Source organism: Enterobacter sp. JJBC (assembly GCF_036936505.1).
GTDB classification, from domain to species: domain Bacteria; phylum Pseudomonadota; class Gammaproteobacteria; order Enterobacterales; family Enterobacteriaceae; genus Enterobacter; species Enterobacter hormaechei_C.
This window is the reverse complement of the sequence record NZ_CP136935.1, coordinates 2,283,620-2,306,945: the sequence shown is the minus strand read 5'-3', so window position 1 is coordinate 2,306,945 and position 23,326 is coordinate 2,283,620. Positions and strand designations below refer to the sequence as shown.

The 23,326-nt window shown below is 57.2% G+C and carries 24 protein-coding genes; 11 read left to right on the top strand and 13 right to left on the bottom strand.

Annotation, left to right across the window (positions count from 1 at the left end; genetic code table 11):
* Window positions 1–4: 4 nt before the first annotated feature.
* Both RY075_RS11250 and RY075_RS11245 read left to right on the top strand, forming a co-directional pair.
* Window positions 5–1,087, top strand: a complete 1,083-nt coding sequence (locus tag RY075_RS11250; RefSeq protein ID WP_003857294.1) for an HlyD family secretion protein — start codon at window positions 5–7, stop codon at window positions 1,085–1,087.
* Entirely contained in the window at window positions 1,084–2,463 is a 1,380-nt protein-coding gene (locus RY075_RS11245) for an efflux transporter outer membrane subunit (RefSeq protein WP_023324614.1), read from the top strand. Before RY075_RS11250 ends, RY075_RS11245 begins: the two co-directional genes overlap by 4 nt.
* An 84-nt stretch (window positions 2,464–2,547) precedes the next feature.
* On the opposite strand, the gene hrpA is transcribed toward RY075_RS11245, so the two are convergent.
* Complete coding sequence (gene hrpA / locus RY075_RS11240; protein ID WP_045336214.1) at window positions 2,548–6,450, bottom strand: ATP-dependent RNA helicase HrpA; 3,903 nt, start codon at window positions 6,448–6,450, stop codon at window positions 2,548–2,550.
* A gap of 203 nt (window positions 6,451–6,653) precedes the next feature.
* On the opposite strand from hrpA, the gene azoR reads away from it, so the two are divergent.
* Together azoR and RY075_RS11230 are read left to right on the top strand one after the other, a co-directional pair.
* Window positions 6,654–7,259 carry an FMN-dependent NADH-azoreductase gene (gene azoR / locus RY075_RS11235; RefSeq protein WP_302378253.1) on the top strand — a complete coding sequence of 202 codons (606 nt, stop codon included), beginning with the start codon at window positions 6,654–6,656 and terminating at the stop codon, window positions 7,257–7,259.
* Between the two features lie 90 nt (window positions 7,260–7,349).
* Complete coding sequence (locus tag RY075_RS11230; protein ID WP_045336212.1) at window positions 7,350–8,036, top strand: RluA family pseudouridine synthase; 687 nt, start codon at window positions 7,350–7,352, stop codon at window positions 8,034–8,036.
* Between the two features lie 7 nt (window positions 8,037–8,043).
* On the opposite strand, the gene RY075_RS11225 is transcribed toward RY075_RS11230, so the two are convergent.
* The gene (locus RY075_RS11225) at window positions 8,044–8,583 is read right to left on the bottom strand and encodes a DUF2058 domain-containing protein (protein WP_003857300.1); all 540 of its coding nucleotides are present in this window, start codon (window positions 8,581–8,583) and stop codon (window positions 8,044–8,046) included.
* A gap of 168 nt (window positions 8,584–8,751) precedes the next feature.
* Between RY075_RS11225 and RY075_RS11220 the strand changes: the two genes are divergently transcribed.
* Window positions 8,752–9,756, top strand: coding sequence for a DUF1852 domain-containing protein (locus RY075_RS11220; RefSeq protein WP_061856177.1), 1,005 nt, complete (start codon window positions 8,752–8,754; stop codon window positions 9,754–9,756).
* Entirely contained in the window at window positions 9,753–10,781 is a 1,029-nt protein-coding gene (locus tag RY075_RS11215) for a methionine synthase (RefSeq protein ID WP_096947162.1), read from the top strand. The genes RY075_RS11220 and RY075_RS11215 overlap by 4 nt, the downstream gene beginning before the upstream one ends.
* Before the next feature lie 3 nt (window positions 10,782–10,784).
* Here the strand turns inward: RY075_RS11215 and RY075_RS11210 are convergent, their stop codons facing one another.
* Window positions 10,785–11,717, bottom strand: coding sequence for a LysR family transcriptional regulator (locus RY075_RS11210; protein WP_023303693.1), 933 nt, complete (start codon window positions 11,715–11,717; stop codon window positions 10,785–10,787).
* A 98-nt stretch (window positions 11,718–11,815) separates the two neighbouring features.
* Here RY075_RS11210 and RY075_RS11205 point away from each other — a divergent pair, with 98 nt between their 5' ends.
* Both RY075_RS11205 and RY075_RS11200 read left to right on the top strand, forming a co-directional pair.
* Entirely contained in the window at window positions 11,816–12,250 is a 435-nt protein-coding gene (locus RY075_RS11205; RefSeq protein ID WP_338628601.1) for a DMT family transporter, read from the top strand.
* 4 nt (window positions 12,251–12,254) lie between these two features.
* Complete coding sequence (locus RY075_RS11200) at window positions 12,255–12,713, top strand: DMT family transporter (protein WP_023314104.1); 459 nt, start codon at window positions 12,255–12,257, stop codon at window positions 12,711–12,713.
* Here the strand turns inward: RY075_RS11200 and RY075_RS11195 are convergent.
* From RY075_RS11195 to RY075_RS11160, 8 genes are read right to left on the bottom strand one after another with little or no spacing between them, the layout of a single operon-like run.
* Entirely contained in the window at window positions 12,710–13,243 is a 534-nt protein-coding gene (locus tag RY075_RS11195; RefSeq protein ID WP_232933777.1) for a DUF3833 domain-containing protein, read from the bottom strand. The genes RY075_RS11200 and RY075_RS11195 overlap by 4 nt on opposite strands.
* Complete coding sequence (locus tag RY075_RS11190) at window positions 13,240–13,764, bottom strand: hypothetical protein (RefSeq protein ID WP_003857307.1); 525 nt, start codon at window positions 13,762–13,764, stop codon at window positions 13,240–13,242. Before RY075_RS11190 ends, RY075_RS11195 begins: the two co-directional genes overlap by 4 nt.
* On the bottom strand, window positions 13,761–14,246 hold the full coding sequence (locus RY075_RS11185) for a DUF2878 domain-containing protein (protein ID WP_003857308.1): 486 nt from the start codon (window positions 14,244–14,246) through the stop codon (window positions 13,761–13,763). Before RY075_RS11185 ends, RY075_RS11190 begins: the two co-directional genes overlap by 4 nt.
* Entirely contained in the window at window positions 14,243–15,463 is a 1,221-nt protein-coding gene (locus tag RY075_RS11180; RefSeq protein ID WP_003857310.1) for a cyclopropane-fatty-acyl-phospholipid synthase family protein, read from the bottom strand. Before RY075_RS11180 ends, RY075_RS11185 begins: the two co-directional genes overlap by 4 nt.
* A complete protein-coding gene (locus RY075_RS11175) occupies window positions 15,460–16,182 on the bottom strand; it encodes a DUF1365 domain-containing protein (protein WP_045342874.1) in 723 nt (240 codons plus the stop codon). The genes RY075_RS11180 and RY075_RS11175 overlap by 4 nt, the downstream gene beginning before the upstream one ends.
* Before the next feature lies 1 nt (window position 16,183).
* Entirely contained in the window at window positions 16,184–17,443 is a 1,260-nt protein-coding gene (locus tag RY075_RS11170) for an FAD-dependent oxidoreductase (RefSeq protein ID WP_129318644.1), read from the bottom strand.
* A complete protein-coding gene (locus tag RY075_RS11165; RefSeq protein ID WP_023324604.1) occupies window positions 17,440–18,159 on the bottom strand; it encodes an SDR family NAD(P)-dependent oxidoreductase in 720 nt (239 codons plus the stop codon). The genes RY075_RS11170 and RY075_RS11165 overlap by 4 nt, the downstream gene beginning before the upstream one ends.
* Window positions 18,156–18,590 (bottom strand): nuclear transport factor 2 family protein, encoded by a 435-nt coding sequence (locus RY075_RS11160; protein WP_003857316.1) that lies wholly within the window; start codon window positions 18,588–18,590, stop codon window positions 18,156–18,158. The genes RY075_RS11165 and RY075_RS11160 overlap by 4 nt, the downstream gene beginning before the upstream one ends.
* A gap of 258 nt (window positions 18,591–18,848) precedes the next feature.
* Between RY075_RS11160 and RY075_RS11155 the strand changes: the two genes are divergently transcribed.
* Both RY075_RS11155 and RY075_RS11150 read left to right on the top strand, forming a co-directional pair.
* A complete protein-coding gene (locus tag RY075_RS11155; protein ID WP_003857318.1) occupies window positions 18,849–19,046 on the top strand; it encodes a hypothetical protein in 198 nt (65 codons plus the stop codon).
* A 1-nt stretch (window position 19,047) separates the two neighbouring features.
* Complete coding sequence (locus RY075_RS11150) at window positions 19,048–19,800, top strand: hypothetical protein (protein ID WP_022651152.1); 753 nt, start codon at window positions 19,048–19,050, stop codon at window positions 19,798–19,800.
* 56 nt (window positions 19,801–19,856) lie between these two features.
* Here the strand turns inward: RY075_RS11150 and RY075_RS11145 are convergent, their stop codons facing one another.
* Window positions 19,857–21,833, bottom strand: a complete 1,977-nt coding sequence (locus tag RY075_RS11145) for an alkyl sulfatase dimerization domain-containing protein (RefSeq protein WP_032658347.1) — start codon at window positions 21,831–21,833, stop codon at window positions 19,857–19,859.
* A gap of 202 nt (window positions 21,834–22,035) precedes the next feature.
* On the opposite strand from RY075_RS11145, the gene RY075_RS11140 reads away from it, so the two are divergent.
* Window positions 22,036–22,671 (top strand): helix-turn-helix domain-containing protein, encoded by a 636-nt coding sequence (locus RY075_RS11140; RefSeq protein WP_032658346.1) that lies wholly within the window; start codon window positions 22,036–22,038, stop codon window positions 22,669–22,671.
* Window positions 22,672–22,713: 42 nt separating this feature from the next.
* Here the strand turns inward: RY075_RS11140 and paaY are convergent, their stop codons facing one another.
* Window positions 22,714–23,319: a phenylacetic acid degradation protein PaaY gene (paaY, locus tag RY075_RS11135; RefSeq protein WP_006810541.1), complete on the bottom strand. Its 606-nt coding sequence runs from the start codon at window positions 23,317–23,319 to the stop codon at window positions 22,714–22,716.
* Between the last annotated feature and the right edge of the window lie 7 nt (window positions 23,320–23,326).

The following is a 23,326-nucleotide window of genomic DNA, read 5'->3' as shown; positions in this document are numbered from 1 at the left end:
GGTTATGAGTCAGCAGGATGCCGCCAAAGAGCAGGCCAACACCCGTAAAAACGTGCGCGTCGTGTCCATTTTCACCGCCGCGGCTATCGGCATTGTCGGGGTACTGGTGATCCTTTATGCCTGGCAGCTGCCCCCGTTCACGCGTCATGCCCAGTTTACCGATAACGCCTACGTGCGCGGCCAGACTACGTTCATCAGTCCTCAGGTAAACGGCTACATTACCGAGGTCCATGTTCAGGATTTCGCGCAGGTTAAAAAAGGCGAGCTGCTGTTGCAGATAGATGACCGTATCTATCGCCAGCGCGTCCATCAGGCCGAGGCGCAGCTGGCAATGAAAATTGCAGCTCTTAATAACAACCTGCAACAGCGCAGAAGTGCGGAAGCGGTGATTGCCAAAAACGAGGCGGCGCTGAAAAACGCCCGTGCCCAAAGTCTGAAAACCCAGGCGGATTTGAAACGCGTGAAAGAGCTGACCGCGGACGGCTCCCTTTCCATTCGCGAGCGCGATTCGGCACTGGCCAGTGCCGCCCAGGGGAGCGCCGATATCGACCAGGCGAAAGCAACGCTTGAGATGTCGCGTCAGGATTTACAAACGGTTATCGTCAATCGCGGCTCGCTGGAGGCCGACGTTGAGAATGCAAAAGCCGCGCTGGAGCTGGCGCAGATCGATCTGCAAAACACCCGGATTGTCGCGCCGCGTGATGGTCAGCTCGGGCAGATTGCAGTGCGTCTGGGGGCGTACGTCGCCGCCGGGACGCACCTTACCACGCTGGTCCCGCCGCAGCACTGGGTGATCGCCAATATCAAAGAGACGCAGCTGGCGAATTTACGCGTCGGACAGCCGGTGAAATTCACCGTCGATGCCTTAAACGATAAAGCCTATCAGGGCCGCGTGGAGAGCATATCCCCGGCCACAGGCGTCGAGTTCAGCGCTATCACCCCGGATAACGCCACGGGCAACTTTGTTAAAATCGCCCAGCGCATCCCGGTACGCATTGAAGTACTCGGTGAGCCGGAGGCGTACCGGCTGCTGCGCCCTGGCATGTCGGTGCAGGTGACCATCGACACGCGGGAGGCGAAACAATGACGCTTCGCCCGATAGCCGGCCTGCTGATGATGGCTATCCTGGCGGGATGCCAGTCGGTTGACGTTGAGCCCGCCAAATCGTCCCTGCACATACCGGCCCAGTGGCGCGCGACGTCGGGGCCAGCCAGCCCGACAGAGCAGCTCTGGTGGCGAAATTTTCACGACAGCAATCTGAACCGCTATGTGGATCAGGCGCTGAAGAACAACAGCGACGTGCTGATTGCACGCGAGCGGATTAACGAGTACCAGGCCCGGGTGTTCGCCGCCGACGGCAGTCTGTTCCCGTCGCTTGACGCGGGCGTGACCGGGACGCGTGCGCGCTCGCAGTCCGCCGCCACGGGGCTTCCGGTATACGGTACGTTGTACAAAGGCAGCCTGACCGCCAGCTACGACGTGGATATCTGGGGCGTAAACCGTAGCACCTCCCGTGCCGCTGAAGCATCGCTGGAGGCACAAAAGGCGGCGGCAGCGGCGGCTGATCTTACCGTCGCATCATCGGTGGCCTCCGGGTATGTCACCCTGCTGTCGCTGGATGAACAGCTTCGCGTTACCCAATCCACGCTGAAGTCGCGTGAAGAGGCGTTCAATCTCGCCAAACGACAATTTGAGACGGGATACAGCTCTCGCCTTGAGCTGATGCAATCGGATTCTGAGCTGCGCGCCACCCGCGCCCAGGTTCCACTGCTTCAGCACCAGATTGCACAGCAGGAAAATGCGCTTAGCCTGCTGCTGGGCAGCAACCCGGGTGACGTTGCGCGCGGTGAAAGCTTTGATGCCCTGACGCCGCTGAAACTGCCCTCCCAGCTGCCGTCGACACTACTCAACCGGCGCCCGGATATCGTTCAGGCGGAACGTCAGCTGATTGCGGCAGACGCGACGCTGGCGGCATCGCGCGCCAGCCTGCTGCCGTCGATCAACCTCACGGCCACGGGATCGGTGCAGGATCGCACGCTGTCGGGATTGCTGGATAACCCCCTACAGCTCTGGAGCGTGGGCGGCAGTATTCTTGCGCCGCTGCTGAACCGTCAGGCGCTGAATGCGCAGGTGGATATCTCCCAGTCCCAGCGGAATCAGGCTCTGTATAGCTACGAAAAAACCGTGCGTAACGCGTTTGCTGAGGTGAATGACAGCCTTGATGCCATCACCCGCTATCAGGAACAGCTTACCGAGCTGCTGGCACAGCAGGCGGTCGCGCAGGAGACGCTGCGGATTGCGCAAAACCGCTACCGCAACGGGTACTCTTCTTATCTGGATGTGCTCGATGCGCAGCGCACGCTGTTCTCGGTGCAGACCAGCGTGGTACAGGTGAAAAACAACCTGTTGCTGGCGCAAATTGATTTGTATAAAGCGCTGGGCGGCGGTTGGAGCAGTGCGTGAAAACATGCCGGGTGGCGCTGCGCCTTACCCGGCCCACATGCTCTCCCGTAGGCCCGGTAAGCGCAGCGCCACCGGGCAACGGTTTTAGCCGGAGATCTGCTCCATCGCCTGCAAGATACGCTTATCCGAAATCGGATACGGCGTACCGAGCTGCTGGGCAAAGAAGCTGACGCGCAGCTCCTCGATCATCCAGCGGATCTCCCGCACGTCGTCGTCATCGCGACGCGCTGGCGGCAGTTTGTTGAGCCACTGCTGCCACGCCTGCTGCACGTTTTCGACTTTCAGCATCTGCGCGCGATCGCGATGCGGATCGACCGCCATTTTCTCCAGACGCTTCTCAATCGCCTGCAAATAACGCAGCGTATCGCCCAGACGCTTAAAGCCGTTGCCGGTGACAAAGCCCCTATACACCAGCCCCGCCATCTGCGCCTTGACGTCCGACAGCCCCAGGGCCATGGTCATATCCACCCGCCCCTTCAGGCGCTTGTTGATATTGAACACGGCGGTAAGGATCTGCTCGACCTGTTTGGCAATCTCCACCACGGTGTCGTTCAGCTCCGCGCGCACCTTTTCATGAAGCTGAGCAAAGCCCTCTTCCGTCCAGACCGGACCGCCCGCCTCGTGGATCAGCTTATCCACACCGCAGGAGATGCAGTCGTCGATCAGATCCAGCACCTTACCGTACGGGTTAAAGTAGAGCCCCAGCTTGGCTTTGTTCGGCAGCTTCTCGTGCAGATACTTAATCGGCGACGGGATGTTAAGCAGAAGCAGTCGACGCAGCCCGCGCCACATCATCTGCTGTTGTTCTTGCGGATTGTCAAAGAGCTTAATCGCCACGCTGTCGCGCTCATCAACCAGCGCGGGCCAGGCTTTGACCTTATAGTTCCCGCGCTTCTGCTCATAGCTTTCCGGAAGCTGACCAAAGCTCCAGATGTGCAGCCCGCTCTGCTCGATACCGTCGTCCGCCACGGCAGACAGGGTTTCCTGCACTTTGCCCTTCAGGGCGTCCTTCAGTTCCGAAAGCGAGCGGCCTTCCAGCAGCTTTTTGTTTTTATCGTCCACCACGCGGAAGGTGATTTTCAGGTGATCGGGCACCTGATCCCAGTTCCAGTCGTCGCGGTCGATGGTGGTCCCGGTCATGCGTCGGAACTCACGCTCCAGCGCGTCCAGCAGCGGCAGCTCCAGCGGCGTGACGCGGCCCAAAAACGCTTCGGCGTAGTTCGGCGCCGGCACAAAGTTACGCCGCACCGGTTTAGGCAGGGATTTGATTAATGCAATGACAAGCTCGCGGCGCAGGCCGGGAATTTGCCACTCAAACCCGCTCTCGTCGACCTGGTTTAACAGCGGCAGCGGAATATGAACGGTCACGCCGTCCGCGTCGGCCCCTGGCTCAAACTGATAGGTCAGACGCAGCTTGAGGTTGCCCTGATGCCAGAAGTTCGGGTAGTCGAGCTTGCTGACCGACTCCGCGCCCTCTTTGATCAGCATGCTCTTTTCAAAGTTGAGCAGGTCCGGGGTCTCTTTGCTGGCTTTCTTCCACCAGCTGTCGAAATGGCGCGCCGAGATCACATCGTGGCTGATGCGCTGGTCGTAAAACTCAAACAGCGTCTCGTCGTCCACCAGAATGTCGCGGCGGCGGGACTTGTGCTCAAGCTCTTCCACCTCGGCACGCAGCTTGAGATTTTCGCGGAAGAACGCATGACGCGTCTGCCAGTCGCCCTCCACCAGCGCATGGCGGATAAACAGCTCGCGACTCAGCGCCGGATCGATCTGGCTGTAGTTAACCTTACGCGCGGCCACCACCGGCAGGCCGTAGACGGTGACTTTTTCCGTCGCCATCACCGCGCCCTGCCCGCGCTCCCAGTGCGGCTCGCTGTATGAGCGTTTCAGCAGGTGCTGCGCCACCGGCTCAACCCACTCCGGATCGATACGCGCGGCGATACGCCCCCACAGACGGCTGGTTTCCACCAGCTCGGCGACCATGGTCCACTTCGGCGGTTTCTTGAACAAACCGGAGCCCGGGAAGATGGAGAAACGCGCGTTGCGTGCGCCGGTAAATTCCTGTTTATCCGCATCCTTCATCCCGATATGGGACAGCAGGCCGGTCAGCAAGGCGATATGAATTTCGCGGTACTCCGCCGGTTCACTGTTGACCGGAATGCCCAGCTCTTTTACCACCTGGCGCAGTTGGGTGTAGATATCCTGCCACTCGCGCACGCGCAGGTAGTTGAGGAAATCCACCCGGCACTGACGGCGGAACTGATTTGAAGAGAGCGTTTTTTGCTGCTCGCCCAGGTAGTTCCACAGATTCACAAAGGCCAGGAAATCAGACTCTTTATCGTGGAAGCGACGGTGTTTTTCATCCGACGCCTGCTGCTTGTCCATTGGGCGCTCGCGCGGATCCTGAATGGAGAGCGCCGAGGTGATGATCATCGCCTCGCGCACGCAGCCGTGTTTTTGCGCCTCCAGCACCATGCGCGCCAGACGCGGGTCGACCGGCAACTGGCTAAGCTGGCGGCCCAATGGCGTTAGCTTGTAGGCCGTCGCCTGCTCGTCGGTGGTGATGGCCCCCAGCTCTTCCAGCAGGCGCACCCCGTCCTGAATATTGCGTTTATCCGGCGCTTCCACAAACGGGAAGGCGGCGATATCGCCCAGCCCCAGCGCGGTCATTTGCAGGATAACGGATGCCAGGTTGGTCCGCAGAATTTCCGGATCGGTAAACTCCGGGCGCGACAGGAAATCGTCTTCCGAATAAAGACGAATACAGATCCCTTCCGACACGCGGCCGCAGCGGCCCTTACGCTGATTAGCCGACGCCTGGGAAACCGGCTCAATCGGCAGGCGCTGAACTTTGGTTCGGTAGCTGTAGCGGCTGATGCGCGCCGTACCCGGGTCGATCACGTATTTAATGCCCGGCACGGTGAGCGAGGTTTCGGCCACGTTGGTCGCCAGCACGATGCGGCGTCCGCTGTGCGGCTGGAACACGCGGTTCTGCTCACTGTTCGACAGGCGCGCGTACAGCGGCAGGATCTCGGTATGGCGCAGATCGCGTTTGCTGAGCGCATCGGCGGTATCGCGGATCTCGCGCTCGCCGCTCATGAAGATCAGAATGTCGCCAGAACTCTCGTTGCCCAGCTCGTCGACGGCATCGAAGATGGCCTGAAGCTGATCGCGCTCGGTATCGTCCGCCTCTTCCACAATCGGGCGATAGCGCACTTCAACCGGGTAGGTTCGGCCTGAGACTTCAATGATCGGCGCATTGTTGAAATGTTTTGAGAAACGCTCCGGGTCAATGGTCGCAGAGGTGATGATGATTTTCAGATCCGGACGCCGGGGCAGCAGCTCTTTCAGGTAGCCGAGCAGGAAGTCGATGTTCAGGCTGCGCTCGTGCGCTTCATCGATGATGATGGTGTCGTACTGCATCAGCAGACGATCCTGCTGGATTTCCGCCAGCAGGATACCGTCTGTCATCAGCTTAACCATGGTGTTATCGCTGACGTGGTCGCTGAATCGCACCTTGTAGCCGATGCAGCCGCCCGGCTCCGTTTGCAGCTCTTCCGCAATACGGTTCGCCACGGTGCGCGCCGCCAGACGACGCGGCTGGGTGTGACCGATCAGCCCATTCAACCCGCGGCCCAGCTCCATGCAGATTTTCGGCAGCTGAGTGGTTTTACCTGAACCGGTTTCCCCCGCGACGATCACCACCTGGTGGTCGCGTACGGCCTCAAGAATGTCCTGTTTCTTCTGGCTGACGGGCAGGTTTTCCGGATAGGTAATCTCCGGGCGTGCGGCTTCACGCAGCACAACTTTCCCTGCCGCCTGTTCAATCTCTTTGGCCATTTCCTGGTAAATGGCCTGTTGTGCATCAGGATTTTTAACCTTCTTAACGCCGTGCAGACGGCGCGCAAACCGCTGTTTATCGCGCAGCATCAGTGAATCAAGCTTTTGCATCAGCATGGAGAAGGTCAATTTTTGGTGTTCTGTCATAGCGTTAACGGGCAGTGCACTGCCGGATAAAATCTCTTTTTAATGATTGCTATAGAGTACCACATCAGCGCTTTTCTCGCCTTATTCAAAAAATTCGAACATAGGCTTCGATATATTGCGCTATCCCTGTGGCAGGATTGTGAATAAAGTGTCAACAAGCAACGGGGCAACCCCCTCAATCAAATACAAAACAGGAATTTCCCATGAGCAAAGTATTAGTGTTGAAATCCAGTATTCTGGCAGGGTATTCACAGTCTGGTCAGCTGTCTGACTATTTCGTTGAACAGTGGCGTGTACAGCACAGCGCGGATGAAATCACCGTGCGTGACCTGGCGGCAAACCCAATTCCTGTGCTGGACGGCGAGCTGGTTGGCGCGCTGCGTCCGAGCGATGCGCCTCTTACCCCGCGTCAGCAGGAAGCCCTGACGCTCTCCGACGAGCTGATTGCTGAGTTGCAGGCGCACGACGTTATCGTGATCAACGCCCCAATGTACAACTTCAACATTCCTACCCAGCTGAAGAACTACTTCGACCTGGTGGCGCGCGCTGGCGTAACCTTCCGTTACACCGAGAACGGCCCGGAAGGTCTGGTAAAAGGTAAACGCGCTATCGTCCTGACCAGCCGCGGCGGTATTCACAAAGATACCCCAACCGACCTGGTGGCGCCGTACATGACGCTGTTCCTCGGCTTCATCGGCATTACCGACGTGAACTTTGTGTTCGCTGAAGGTATCGCTTACGGCCCAGAAGTGGCTACCAAAGCGCAGTCCGACGCGAAAGCCGCTATCGACAGCCTGGTCGCTGCCTAAGATCTCCCCCTCTCACCGCCCGGTGGGAGGGTTTTTCTTTTCCTGCATATTTCGTTATCATCCGCACCCACTCTCCAGCCCGGCGGCCTGATGTCTGTCATTATCGATACGTTTATTGCACCACCCTGTCACGACGACATTGAGATCCTCTGGCAGGACGAGCATCTGCTGCTGATCAACAAACCTTCCGGTCTGCTCAGCCTGTCGGGGAAAAATCCGCAAAACCGTGATTCCGTTCACCATCGTCTGGTGCAAACCTTTCCTGGCTGCACGCTGGTGCATCGCCTTGATTTTGGCACCTCGGGCCTGATGGTCATTGCGCGTAACAAGGCGATTAACGCCGCGCTTTGTCACCAGTTCAGCCAGCGCGCCGTGAGCAAGGTTTACACCGCCCTGTTGTGCGGACATGTGGAACAGGACGAAGGGACCGTGGATGCCCCGATTGCCAAAGATCCGGCACTGTTTCCGCTGATGACGATCTGTGCCCGCACCGGTAAGCCCGCTCGCTCTCGCTATCGGGTGATGGAACGTATTTATCAGGATACGACAATGCCATTGACGCGGGTAGAGCTTACCCCGGAGACCGGGCGCACCCACCAGCTGCGCATTCACTGCCAGCAGTTAGGCCACCCGATTCTGGGGTGCGATCTGTATGGTGGTCTGGAATGGCCGGGCGCGGAAGAAACGCCCCGGCTGATGCTGCATGCCAGCGTTCTGAATTTTATTCATCCGCTGAGCGGCGAGACGATAAACGCCTGTCACGCCGCGCCATTCTGAGCGGGGATTACCACATTAAATCGTCAGGGATTTTAAAGTCTGCGTACGGATCGTCTTCGTCCTGCTCTTCCTGACTCAGCGCGCTGTTAAGCACAATGCTGTCCGCATCGCGTTGGGCAATTTTATCCGCCACCACCGCCGGGATAATTGCGTAATCACAGTCGCCCTTCGCATTAATCACCAGTCGGGCAATCGCCAGACGGCCGTTGATCAGCTGGGTTTGCGTCTGCTTATCGACCTCGATTTTTTTGATCAGGTTGCCGTCGGTAAAGTTAAAGGTAATGTTGCCCTTCGCCACGGTGATGCGGTTCATCTCAATCAGCTGCTTCACCTGCGCCCTGAACTCTTTTGCCAGCACCGCCTGTTTTTGCTGTTCGCTCAGCTGCTTATCACGCTCAAGCTGCGCTTTCTTATTCTCTTCAACGGCTTCTCTCGCCTCGCGAGCCTGGACGCGGGATTTTTTCGCCGTGCGCTGAACCTTCGCCATTTTTTTACTGCTGACCAAGCCCGCTTTCAGCATCTGCTCTTGCAGGGTGAGTTTTGTCATGTTCGTTTAAACCGGTTGGAAATGTCGGGGGATTATACCTGAATCGCGCAGTTCATGAAGAACCCTCATGACGCAGTGAAATTAAGTCACTTCCCCTGCGCCAGTGGCTCAGGCATAAATTATGCATTGATAACGTTCCGGCAACATGAACTTAGGATGCATAACCAAATGAGTCAGGCTTTCACATTTACCCTTAAGCGCAGTTGCTTTGATGAAAATTATAACCCGTCAGAAAACACGCGTACCACCACCAACTTCGCCAACCTGGCGCGTGGCGAGAAGCGTCAGGAGAACCTGCGCAACACGCTGGTGATGATCAACAACCGCTTTAACGCGCTGGCGAGCTGGGATAACCCAAAGGCGGACCGCTATGCCGTCGAGCTGGAGATTATTTCAGTCGATATGAATATCGGCGGCGATTTTACTTTCCCGGCCATCGAAATTCTGCAAACGACGATTGTGGATAAAATGACCCACGAGCGCATCAAAGGCATCGTCGGGAATAACTTCTCATCGTATGTTCGTGACTATGATTTCAGCGTCCTGCTGCTGGAGCATAATAAAGATCAACCCCGTTTCACCCTCCCCGAGAATTTTGGCGAGCTGCACGGCAATATCTTTAAAAGCTTCGTTCATTCTGCGGAATATCAGGCGAACTTCAAAAAAGCGCCGGTGATCTGCCTGAGCGTCTCCAGCAAAGACACCTATCGTCGTACCGGTAACCACCACCCGGTGCTGGGGTATGAGTACCAGCCGGACGGCGAGTCGCTAACGGAACAGTACTTCGCGAAGATGGGCCTGAAGGTTCGCTACTTCATGCCGGAAAACAGCGTCGCGCCTTTCGCCTTCTTCTTCACCGGCGATTTACTGCGTGATTACACCAATCTGGAGCTGATCGGCACCATCAGCACCATGGAGACGTTCCAGAAGATCTATCGACCGGAAATTTACAATGCCAATTCCGCTGCGGGACAGTGCTATCAGCCCGACCTGAATCAGCAGGATCACTCATTAACAAAAATCGTCTATGACCGTGAAGAGCGCAGCCGGCTGGCCATTGAACAGGGGAAATATACCGAAGAGCGGTTTATCAAACCCTACAAAACCCTTCTTGAGCAGTGGTCTCATCACTTCACGCTTTCATTTAATACGGATAAAAGGTTCTTCTCATGAAAACATTGCTCCCGACATCGACGGCTGGCAGCCTGCCGAAACCCACCTGGCTTGCGCAGCCGGAAACGCTCTGGTCGCCGTGGAAACTCCAGGACGAGGAATTACTTGCAGGGAAACAGGATGCGCTGCGTTTGTCTCTGGATGAACAGATTCGCGCCGGGATTGATATCGTCAGCGACGGGGAACAAACTCGCCAGCATTTCGTCACCACCTTTATTGAACATCTCAGCGGCGTGGATTTTGAGAACCGTCAGACGGTACGCATCCGTAACCGTTACGATGCGAGCGTGCCGACCGTGGTAGACGCGGTGGCGCGTCAGAAACCGGTGTTTGTTGACGACGCGAAATACCTGCGCCAGCTGACGGACAAGCCGATCAAGTGGGCGCTGCCCGGCCCGATGACCATGATCGACACGCTATACGATGCTCACTATAAAAGCCGTGAAAAGCTGGCCTGGGAGTTCGCAAAAATCCTTAATCAGGAAGCCCGCGAGCTGGAGGCGGCCGGTGTCGACATTATTCAGTTCGATGAACCTGCCTTTAACGTCTTTTTCGACGAGGTGAATGACTGGGGCATTGCCGCGCTGGAGCGCGCCATTGAAGGACTGAAATGCGAAACCGGGGTACATATCTGTTACGGGTACGGCATCAAAGCCAATACGGACTGGAAAAAGACGCTCGGCTCCGAGTGGCGCCAGTATGAAGAGGCGTTTCCAAAGTTGCAGACCTCAAAGATCGATATTATCTCGCTGGAGTGCCACAACTCGCGCGTGCCGATGGATCTGCTGGAGCTTATCCGTGGTAAAAAAGTGATGGTCGGGGCAATTGACGTCGCCACCCAGACCATCGAAACGCCTGAAGAGGTCGCCGATACGCTGCGCAAGGCGTTGCAGTTTGTTGATGCAGATAAGCTCTATCCGTCCACCAACTGCGGTATGGCTCCCCTTTCCCGCCAGGTCGCCAACGGTAAGCTGAAGGCGTTAAGCGCCGGGGCTGACATTATCCGTCGCGAGCTTGCCCGCTAATCTTCAGGTTTGCCAGTACAGCGGCGTACCGAATCGCTCAATATAGTAATCAATCACCGCCCTGACGTTCAGGGGCGGATGACGCGCGTTCGGGTAAATCGCCGCAATCGTCAATGGCTCCGTATTAATTGAACACTCCATTTCCGGCAGCAGTGCCACCAGCTCACCGCTTTTGAGTCGTTCGCTCACCATCCAGTCCGGGAAAAGCACAACGCCCATACCGCCCAGCGCCGCAATCAGGAGCGTTTCCGCGTTATTGGAAGTCATCAGCGGTACGATGGGATAGTGAACCCACGCCTCGCCCGGCTGTCGGATCAGCCAGCGGTTAGGCCCGGACGAGCCGCGGTAAACCAGACAGTGGTGACGGCTGAGATCGTCCGGCCCCTCGGGCGCGCCATGTTTTTGCAGATAGTCCGGCGAGGCCGCCAGATGGTAGAACTGCTGCCCGAACACCCGGGCGTGAAACGAGGAGTCCGTCAGCGCGCCGATGCGGAAGATAACGTCCGCGGCGTCACGGTGCGGATCGATAAAATCGTCGGTGAGGGTCAGTTCAATGGAGAGGCGCGGGTAACGCGCCAGAAGCCCCGGCAGGCCCGGCGCGATGTGCCTCTGTCCGAAAAAGACCGGGCCATTGATACGCAGCGTGCCCGACGGCTCGCGGGCGCGTTCATCCAGCTCGCGTCGCGCGTCCTCCATATTCCCGGCCATCGCCCTGGCATAGCGCACAAAAAGATGCCCGCTCTCTGTGGGCATAATCGCCCGCGTGTTGCGGTAGAAAAGCTGTTGCCCGAGGGCGTCCTCAAGCTGGTGGATCACGCGTGAGACCTGCGACGCAGAAATCCCTTCCCGCCTCGCCACCACGGAGAAATTCTGCGTTTCATAAACGTCGATGAAGATCAGCAGCGCGCGAATGCTGATATGTCCGGCATCCATCATTAATGCATTTCCTGCACAGGTGTTTCCTGCATTATGGCATTTTTCTCAATGATGTTCAGACGTAATCTTCTCCGCCTGGAAAAAGGAGAAAAAGCGTTATGCACATTATTTTAATTTTACTGGTGATTGCCGGTGGCATGGGGCTGTCCGTGGAAGCCGGGCTGCTGGGGCCGCTGGGCGCAGAGGTGGGCGACCTGTGGGCGGCGTTCAGCATATTTAGCGTGGGAACGGGGCTAACGTTTCTGCTGATGCTGTTTTTCAGCCCCCGCAACAGTCCCTCATTTTTTGCGCAGCCTTCATGGCACCTGTTAGGCGGCGTGCTCGGCCCGATTTATGTCATCATTCTCACCATTGCCACGCCTGCGATCGGCATTGCCATGACGATGATCGGCATTCTGGCAGGCCAGGTTTTTAAAAGCCTGATTATTGACCACTATGGCCTGCTGGGTACGCCGCACCGCAGGATCGATACAAAACGCATTATTGCGCTGGGATTTATCATCGCCGCGCTCATTCTCGTGGCGCAGGGGTAACGTTATGACAGTGATTATGATTATTCTGGCGGTGATTGGCGGCGCAACGCTGAGCATTCAGGCTGCCATCAACGGGCAATTAGGCAGCAGCGTGGGGGTATTCAAAAGTGCGTTTCTGACGTTTTCCGTCGGCGCGCTGGTGACCGCCCTGCTGATCTTCTTTTTTGAGCCGAAACAGGCGGTCAGCCTGATGGATGTACCCAAATGGCAGCTTCTGGGCGCCCTGTGCGGCGTGCCCTATATCGTGATTATGGTGCTCGCGGTGCAGCGCATCGGGACCGCTGTTGCCACGGTAGCGGTTATCCTGGGCCAGCTGGCCATGAGCATGCTGATTGATAACTTTGGCTGGCTGAACAATGAAGCCATTCCGTTTTCAGTGAGCCGTTTCGGGGCCGTCGTCTGCCTGAGTATTGCGCTCTTCTTCATTTACTCAAGCAGTAAACTTCAGCCCGAAGAGAATTAACCGCCCTCTTTGCGGGTAAAGAACAGCGTCACCGTGGCGACGGTGACGCCAAATTTCTTCATCTCCGTTTTATTGAACAGACGGGTACTGTCCTGCAAATACATCCAGTCATCAAAGTGCAGCAGCCAGGTTTTGCCGTCCGCCTTCACGTTCATGCTGTAGCGCCAGTTAAGGGCATTGCCCGCCGCCTGGCCTGTCGCGACACCTTCTATGTCACCCGCCGTGCCTTCATAGCGATTCTGCCCAACGCGGCGGATATGCCAGACGCGCTGCTGCTTTTCGCCGTCATCGTAGACAAAATGCTCGTTCAGGGTCAGCGTATCGCCGATAACATCCCCGGCGATCTTGACGTGAAAACGGCGGATCTGCTTACCGCTGCGATCCTGCACCATCCCCCACGCCTCGGTTTTCCCCTGGAAGTAAGTAAAAATATCAAGCCGTGGCTGCTGCTGACGATACTCTGTCACCTCGGTGCTACATCCGGCCACCAGCATCGTCAGGGCAAGCGCCACTAGCAGGAAACGTTTCATTGTGCTCCTCCAGTTAACTGCTGACGCAGTTCAGGATATTCGGTGCGGGGATCGAGCCATATCGCCAGAAAGCGTGAGCTAAACGCTGCCGTCTGGCGTGGCCCGAGTGGCGTAAATTTTTTCTGCGACGCCGTGGGGCGATACCAGAATTGTCCCTGGCCGTTATTAACCACAAACGCGAGCTGCGTGCCGGGCGTGACGTCGGGCCAGAGCGCTTTTAGCATCCGCAGCCAGGCTTCACTCTGCGGCTCCTGCTGCAAAATGCCCTGCGCCTGCCACTGGTCGCGGGTCGCCTCGACCAGGTCGTCACCATCGATGTCCCGGGCATAGGTGATAATCAGCGCATTATCGCCGTCTAATCCTGTATAGCTGCCGTCGGGCGTCAGAAGCTGAGAGGTATAGACGGTAAACGGCCCCCAGGTGAGGGTGGCGTCACCCACCTTGCGCCAGCTCAGCCAGTCTGCCGCCTGCACGGTACAGGTGAAGACGGATAACGCGAGCATCAGTACCAGATTTCTCATTGTTGTCTCCCCATCAACAGGTGGAAAAACAGCATCAGCACCAGCCAGCCGGGGAACATCCAGCTGACGACGATAAAGGTCGGCTCCTGAAACGTAATGGCCCCAAGATGCTCGCCGATCAGGTAGGCTACCGGTCCGCCCAGAGTCGCCAGCACCGTCAGCAACCATCCTGGCAAGGTGGTCGTGCGGGTCAGGTGCGTCCAGACGGTGGCAAACATTAGCCACAGCGCCACCATCCATAGCGGCATCAGGGACGCGCCTGTGAACGCAATCAGCCCCGTCAGCGCCCAGAGGGCGTCCAGCAGCGCACCCGACGCCGCCAGCACAAGGGCGTATACCCGGTGTGATGGCGGTAATAACAGCCAGGCAAGCACCGCCAGCGCGATCCAGATGACCAGCCCCTGCTCGCGAAACAGCACCACCAGCGTCCAGTAGAGATCAAAACCGATGGCCAACAGAAATACCTGCCCGTAACGCTTCATACGCGTTCCGCAGTCAGCTGCACCACGCTGATGGTGCGGGCATTAAACCCGGCTTCACAGTAGCCGAGGTAGTACAGCCACATCCGCCGGAAACGGTCATCAAACCCGAGCTTTTCAATCTCCTGCCAGGCGTGAACGAAACGCTGACGCCAGTGCGCCAACGTGCGGGCGTAGTCCGGCCCCATATCGAAGAGATTACGCACCACAAAATCGGTATGGCGGGTCATCAGTTCATTCATGGCGGTGATGCTGGGCAAAAAGCCGCCGGGGAAGATGTAGCGCTGAATAAAATCGACGCTTTTGCTGTAGTCGCGATAGCGCTGATCCTGAATGGTGATGGCCTGAATCGCCATCCGCCCGCCTGGACGCAGACGCGCCTGACAGGTACGGAAAAACGTTGGCAGGTAGCGTTGGCCGACGGCTTCGATCATCTCAACCGAGACCAGTTTGTCGTAAACCCCGGTCAGATCGCGGTAGTCGCAAAGCAGCACCTCAACGCGATCCTGCAACCCTGCCCGGGCGATCCGCGCGGTGGCCCAGTGGTACTGCTCCTGCGACAGCGTGGTGGTGGTCACCCGACAGCCGTAGTGACGGGCGGCGTATTCCGCCATCGCCCCCCAGCCGGTGCCAATCTCCAGCAGATGATCGTTTGCCGTGAGCGCCAGCTGGTCGCACAGCCTGGCCATTTTCGCCTGCTGAGCCGCGTTCAAATCCTGCTCGTCCCCGTTAAACAGCGCGCTGGAGTACAGCAGGTCTTCATCAAGGAAATGGGCGTAGAAGGCGTTGCCCAGGTCGTAATGGGCGGCAATATTTTCACGCGCCTGAGCGCGGGAGTTGCGCCGCATCCAGTGCCGTAGCCGCTCCACCGGTTTCCCGAGCAGGCGAAACCCTTTTTCCAGCTGCCCGAGGATTTGGCTATTACGTGCAATCAGCTCCAGCAGCGGCGTCAGGTGGGGCGTCTCCCAGTCGCCATCCATCCACGCTTGTGCCGCGGCGAGGCTGCCCCCGGTTAAAATGCGCCAGTAGACGCCCGGAGCAAGTACCTGCACCTCAGCATGAAGCGCGGCGGAGGCGTCGCCGAACTGGAACGTCTGCGCGCCTTCACGCAGCGTCAGCGAGCCACCGCGCAGACCGTTCAGCAGGCGGAAGAGCAACCATCGCGCGACGCGGACGTTGCGCGGGATATCGGGTTCAAGCGCAAAGACGGGATCGGTCATGAGCGTTCACTCCTGCTGAGGGGATGGTTATGCAGCGGCACGCGCTTCAGCCACAGCCTGAGCGCCTGCCAGTAAATGGCGAAAACGGTTTTGAGGGTCATCAACGGGATCCGCGCCAGCAGCGAACGCAGCGCTGCGCGCGTCAGCGTCGCCCGGCGTAGCGTCAGGGTGGCATCAAACACCTTCGTCTCCTGATGGTTTTCGATATGCATGCGCAGCGTGCTGTCCGGGCTGTTGAAGCGCCAGTGGTAAACCATATCCATCGGATTAAAGGGCGAGACGTGAAACGCTTTCTCCGTCGGCGGGGCGTCCCGCCCCGCTACCGCGTAGTAATGTCGTTCATTCCACGGCGTGTTACGCACTTCGGCGAGAACCCAGCGCAGAGTGTCTTCGCCGTCATAGCAGTAGTAAAAATTGACCGGGTTGAAATGAAAACCGAAATAGCGCAGCTGAGTCAGAAGCATGACCCGCCCCGCCGGACGTTCGCCGGTCAGCTTTTCCAGACGCTCAAGGACACGCGCTTTGAGCGGCGTGCCCAGCGGGTAATCCGCATCATAAAATGCCGCGGGCGCAACGCGGTTACGACGCACGCCGACAGAGGGCAGCGCGTCCAGCTCATCGAGATCGAGCCACGCCATAAACACGCTATAGGTAAAATGGTGCGCTTTCGGCGCAAGCCGACGATGGCGCAATGTACCGTGGTAAAGGCAGCTCTTCATCTCAGTTGCCCTCCCCGGCCGCGATAGCGTTGACCACGTCCAGCGCACTGCGCACGCCATCTTCGTGGAAGCCGTTGTACCAGTACGCGCCGCAGAACCAGCTCCGATGGCGACCATTTATTTCGCCGCGCCGGGCCTGAGCTTGCCAGCTTTGCGGGTTAAAAAGCGGATGCTCATAGACAAAGCGGCGCAGCACATAGCGTTCTTCCACCGGTGTTTCCGGGTTGAGGGTGACGCAAAACAGCGGGCTACCCGGCGGCAGTCCCTGCAAGATATTCATGTTGTAGGTGACGCAGGCGCTGGCCCGATCCTGTTCGCTGAGGCGGTAGTTCCAGCTCGCCCACGCGCGCTTGCGCACCGGCAGCCAGCGCGGATCGCTGTGAAGCACCACCTCGTTACGCTGCCAGCCGATATCACCCAGCACCTCACGTTCAGCCTGCGTTGGGCTGGCGAGCATCGCCAGCGCCTGAGCAGAGTGACAGGCGAAAATCACCTGATCGAAGGTATGAGTGACGCCTTCCCGCTCAATATCGACGCCACGATCGTGGCGAACAACCTTCTGAACCGGCGCGTTGAGGTGCAGCGTCAGGCGATCGCCAAGCTTGTCCATCATCGCGCGGATATACTCCCGGGAGCCGCCTGGCACGACGTACCACTGCGGACGATGGGTAATGTCCAGCAGACCGTGGTTTTCAAAAAAGCGTAAAAAGAGCGGCAGCGGAAAGCGTTTCATCTCCTGTAGCGACGACGACCAGATAGCCGCTCCCATTGGCAGGATGTAGTGGCGCGCAAAAAAGGGCGTAAAGCGGTGCTGGCGCAGGAACGTTTCCAGCGTGGCGGATCCATCGACTTCGCCCCGGAGCGTCTGTTTCGCCAGCCGGTTAAAGCGCACGATCTCCTTCAGTAGCGTCCAGAAGGCAGGGTTCAGCAGATTACGACGCTGGGCGAACAGCGACGTCAGCGTGTGGCCGTTGTACTCCAGCCCGCTCTGCGGGTTATGTACCGAAAAACTCATCTGCGTTTTTTGCCCGCTGATGCCCAGTTCGCTGAGCAGCCCCATGAAGCGCGGATAGGTGCGGTCGTTGTAGACGATAAAACCGGTATCGATGGCAAAGGTACCCTGGGGCGTGTCGACATCTACCGTTGAAGTATGGCCGCCCGGGGTGGCCTGCGCCTCAAACACCGTGATCTGATGATGTCCGGCGAGCCGCCAGGCACAGGTTAACCCGGCGATGCCGCTGCCGATAATTGCGATTTTCATGGTCGCACCATCCTGCGCAGCAGTGCGCGCTGAAGTACATCGGGCAGGCCGGAAAGCAGGCGCAGCGCCAGGCTGAACCCGGCGGGAAACGCGATGTGATCCTTCCCTTTTGCCAGACCGCGACGAATGGCGTGGACGGCGTCCCCCACGCTGACCCGGCCCGGCATCGGGAAATCGTTTTTGCGGGTCAGCGGCGTGTCGACAAAACCGGGTGAAACGACCGTGACGGCAATCCCTTTCGGTTCCCAGTCGAGGCGCAGCGTGTCGGCAAACCAGGTTAACGCCGCTTTAGAGGCCCCATAGGCTTCGGCTCGCGGGAAGTGAAGCCAGTGCGCCATCGAACTGACCAGCACCACGCGGTTGCCGGATACCAGCTGCGGCTGCAACGCCGCAAGGCAGTTTACCGGCCCCATGAAATTGGTGGTCATGACCCGCGCCACCAGCTCGGCATCCACCTCGCCGCGGTCGAGATACTCGCAGGTTCCGGCGCAGAGAATCACCGTGTCGGCAGCACAGTCCGCCAGCGCCTGGCGACAGGCGTCCCTGTCTGTCATATCGAACAGGCGCACCGTGATGTTGGGGCTGTGCTGATGCACAGCGGCCAGACGTTGCGCATCGCGCCCGCAGGCAATCACCCGGTAACCATCGTCGGCAAAAGATTTCGCCAGCCCCGCCCCGATGCCCGAGCTTGCGCCGGTGATCAGAACCGTTTTCATGATTTCACTCTCCGCTTCACGCCGCGTACGGCCCAGCCGAGTATCGGGAGATGTTCGTAAATCATCTCTCCGGCATCGTAGTAATCCCGCTGGCGAACAATGCGATCGTCGCGCATGTCTACCACGGAGCAGCCCGGCAGCTGTCGCACTGCACCCCGGGCAATACGCGGGTGCGACCAGTGCATCATCCAGGTGACCACAAAGCGATCGCCCTGCTGCAACGGCGCATCAACGGTAAAGCGACAGTGCTGGACGTTAGCCAGCAAGTGGGTGAAATAGCGCTGGATCGCGAACACCCCGCTATGTTCGCCAAAGGGATCGATAAGCGTGGCATCGGCGCGATAAATCCCCGCCAGCGCCGAAGGTGGCTGGGTATCCAGCGTGGCGTAGTAATCAACGAACCGACTGATGACGGACGGCAACGTGCTCATGGGTCACATCCTGGGTGTAAACAACGTAGCAAATCGCATAATTTAAACTTACACAATTAACGTTATTTGTCCAAGTTTGCGCAGATATATTTTTTATTCTTATTATTTTTCAAAGACCTGAAATGTTAACTCGCGCAACAATTTTGTGCATAAAGTTTAATTTCGCCGCCAGGCTGCCGTTTTTTTAGGGATAACCTTAAGGCAAAGGTGCCATTTATCTTCCAGACTTATCCTTTTAATTCATAAGGATGTCACGCGATGAAACATTTACTGATGACGCTCTTTTCCAGCCCGGAATCCTTGTTGCAGGTCATGAGTCACCAGGAAATTATCGAAGCCGTAGAGGATGGCGACCGCATCATCATCGATCAGGATGGAAACGCCTCGGTTAACTACAAAAGCCACGAGGTGCGGCAGGACTTTCTGCGCCATGTCAACGCGCTGAAGAGGGCCTGAAATGGGAACGGCAATATTCATGGTATTGATGGTATGCGGGTACTGGTACACCAGCCGCGACCTCTCAACACGGTTTAAAATCAAGCGCTCCTTTGGCTGGGACGTCTATTTTCTTGTGGCGCTGTATGGCTGTATTTTTGTTCTTCAGGGAGTGATCGCCACCGGCCTGTTGTGGCTGCTGTTGTTCGCCCTCTCCGCCGCCGATAACACGTTCCATTTCACGTCTGCAAAATATGCCGACTGGCAAATTGATTTTATGAACTGGAGCTTCCTGGGGATTCAGGCCCCGGTGGTGGTAATGCTGACCTTCGCGATCCTGTTCTGTCTCTACCGCTCGAACTGGGCCGGGAGCGCGCGGCTGGACGGCGAAGGCCGAAAAAAGCTCTACAAGCGGCTGGCGCAATCGAGCGGGATTGAACAGCTGCTCTATCAGTGCATGGAGGAAGGTGAACTGGCGCACGTCACGCTGAAATCGCGGCGGATCTATATTGGGATGATCCATACCGCCACGCTGGAGTATGAAAAAACGGCCAATATCGTGCTTATTCCGATGCTGAGCGGCTACCGTGACGGGAAAAACATGCAGCTCTGTATCGAACATAACTACAGCAAATGGTATGCCGAGCATGACATTACGCTCGATTCAGAGCCCAAAAGCGCCATGGATTTTCGCAAAGTGATCATGCTGGATCAGATCGAGAGTATTTCGCTGTTCGATCCGGCAAGCGCCAGCGCGCTGGCAATGCGTGAATAAAAAAATGGCGCCTTATCGCAACAAGGCGCCAGGATTAACCAGGATGAACGCTAAACTTATGGCGTCACAATATTGAACCAGAAGTCAAATGTGTCCATGTAGCTCAGCATCTCTTCCAGCTTCGCCCCGTTTCCGCTCACCTTCACGTCACCCTTATCCATCGCCTGCTTCAGCGTCTCTTTCTTAAGGATGATGTTGTTCAGCGTGGTACGGTCCAGCGTGATGGTTGCGTCAGCATCCTTCGCCTGCGCGTTGGCGGTATGGTTCAGCACGCCGTTTTCCAGCTCCAGCTTGTATTTGCCGCCATCCTTACCGAGATCGACATTGAAGATCGCCTTCGCGTTACCGGCCCGTACCCCGTTGATGTGCACACCCAGGTAGTCGAAGAACATTTCCGGGGTCATCGCCCGCACGGTATCCGGGCTGGCGGTGTTCGGCGTCGGCAGCTTCTTCACGCCATTACGCAGTTCTTGCGCGCCGGTCAGGTAGAAGTTACGCCAGGTGCCCGCTTCCGCCTGGTAACCTAACTGCTCCAGCGCGTCGGCTTCCAGATTACGGGCAGCCTGGTTGTTAGGATCGGCAAAGACCACTTTGCTGACCACCTGAGCAACCCAACGGTAATTACCCTGCTGATAATCCGCTTTGGCTTTCTGCATGATGGCATCAGCGCCGCCCATGTACTGCACGAACTTCTTCGCAGCCAGTTCAGGCGGCAGCTCGTCGAGGGTTGCCGGGTTGCCGTCGAACCATCCGAGATAAAACACGTAGGTGGCTTTGACGTCGTGGCTAACGGAGCCGTAGTAACCGCGGCTCGCCCACTGTTTTTCCAGCGATTCCGGCAGTTTAAACTCGGCGGCGATCTCGTCGCGGGTGAGCCCCTTGTTTGCCATACGAAGGGTCTGGTCGTTGATGTAGCGGTACATATCGCGCTGACCTTTCATCAGCTTGACGATATTCTCGTTACCCCAGGTCGGCCAGTGGTGCTGCGCAATAATCACTTCCGCGTCCGCGCCCCAGCGCTCAATGGCGGCGTTAATGTACTTAGACCAGGCCAGCGGGTCGCGGATTTTCGCGCCGCGCAGGGAGTAGGTGTTGTGCAGAGTATGGGTCACGTCCTCTGCGGCCTCGATCATTTTCTTCTCTTTGACATACCACAGCATCTCCGACGGAGCTTCTGAACCCGGCGCCATCATAAAGTCGTAGGTCAAACCGTCGATCACTTCTTCCTGACCGGTATGGGTAATGTAGTCGGTCGGCGGGATGAGGGTGACAGTACCCGCAGAGGTGGTGGTGCCAAGGCCTGCACCCACCTGGCCTTTTGCATCCGGCTTCAGCAGGTTGCCGTACATATAGCTCGCACGGCGGCTCATCGCGTTTCCGGCCATAATGTTTTCGGAAACCGCCTCTTTCATAAAGCCATCCGGCGCGTAGATTTTCACTTTGCCAGACTTGACGTCAGCTTCGTCAACCACGCCGCGCAGGCCGCCATAGTGGTCAACGTGGCTGTGGGTGATCACCACAGCGACGACCGGTTTCTTGCCGCGGTTTGCATAGTAGAGATCCAGCGCTTCTTTCGCCGGTTCAGCGCTTAACAGCGGGTCGATAACGGTAATGCCCTTCTCGCCCTCAATGATGGTCATGTTGGAGAGATCGAGATTACGGATCTGATACACGCCGTCGGTGACCTTAAACAGCCCGCCAATGTTGATCAACTGTGACTGACGCCACAGGCTCGGGTTTACCGTATCCGGGGCTTTCTCACCCTCTTTCACGAAATCATATTTCGCCGGGTTCCAGATAACGTTCCCCTGCTCGCCTTTAATCATGTTTTGTGGCAGCGGGGCGATAAAACCTTTATGGGCGTTCTCAAAGTCGGTTTTATCGGCAAACGGTAATTTGTTATACAGGGCGTTATTTACCTGCCGGGTCGTGGCAGTGGCATCCTGCGGCTGCACTTCCGCAAACGCGGAAAGCGACAGCGACGTCAACACACCGGCAAGCGCCAGATGTTTAGCAATTAGGGTTAATTTCATTGAATGGCCTCATAGATTAATTGCGCCGCCTGGATATTTACTGTTGGCGGATAATTTTAATGCGAACTCATTGACGACCATTCTAAACAGAATACCTTTCCATCATAGTCCCATATGGGACTGGTTATTTATGGGTTCGTAATTCGGGGCCTATTGCTGCTATACTCGCTACCACGGCAAACGTTGCGGGGAGAGGCTTAGCGTGAATTTTCAGGATATCCATACCTATTATCAGCAACTCAATATTGGGCAATTTTTTCCGCACATGCTTTGTAAAGGCGAGACCTTAACCGTTGCCGCAAATAAAAAACTCACCGTCGAGCATGGCTATATCTATTTTTGCACTGAAGGGTCGCTGACGATATTAATGCCTGATGATGGCCTTAATATTGGCAATACTATCGAGTATATGCCGATAGGGTTAATGGAAAGGTATTGTCCACTGGCGAAGTATGAATATCGCAGCAGTGCGAAGGTGAAGCTGGTGAGAATATCCTGGGTCGACTTCGACCAGATATTTTTCCAGGGCGGGCCTGAGCGCATGCAGGCGCTGGCCACCATACTGACCTACATGTCCATATTTACCATCGACCTGCACAATGAACGCAGGCAGGTCACCAGCTACCAGACCATCAAACCAATGCTGTACCGCTATCTCTATCGGCAGGAGACCCACACGGGAGAGAATGAGGGCCTGGCGCTGTTTATCATCAAGCGCACTAACCTGTCACGAACGCATGTCTTTCGCGTGCTGGCAGATCTAAAAGCCGGGGGCTATATCACCATGAAGCGCGGAAAGCTGGTGTCGATTGACCGGCCCCTGCCGGATGCGTATTGAGCTCATTTTCACGCCTTGATCAACGTGCGGGAGCGAACAGCCTTATTTATCCCGGCCAGCCGACTTGGGCCGTAAATTCTCATCGAAGACCAGCCGTTTGCGTCCTGGCTCTTCTTCCCGCAGCGGCTCCACCTGGTGCAGCGTCTGCTTACAACGGTCCACCAGCACCTGATACTCCCGCGTGCCCTGCTTTTTCCACTCTATTTCCTGCGCACTTAGCTCACGAATCGCTTTCGCCGGACTGCCAAGAATTAAGTGATTCGCAGGCATTTCCGCTTTGGCCTTCACAAACGCCGCCGCCCCGACGATGCTGTTTTCGCCGATCGTCGCCCCGTCCATCACCACCGCATTCATCCCCACCAGCGCATTACGGCGGATAATGCAGCCGTGCAGGATCGCACTGTGGCCGATATGCCCGTCCTCTTCCACCACCGTGTCCTGCTCCGGAAAACCGTGCATCACGCAGTTATCCTGAATGTTCGCGCCGTCTTTCACCACGATCCGGCCAAAATCACCGCGCAGGCTGGCGTTGGGACCCACGTAAACGCCTTTGCCGAGGATCACGTCGCCAATCAGCACCGCGGTCGGGTGAACATAGCTCTCTTCAGGCACGACCGGCGTCAGACCATCAATTTGATAAACAGGCATACCCTCT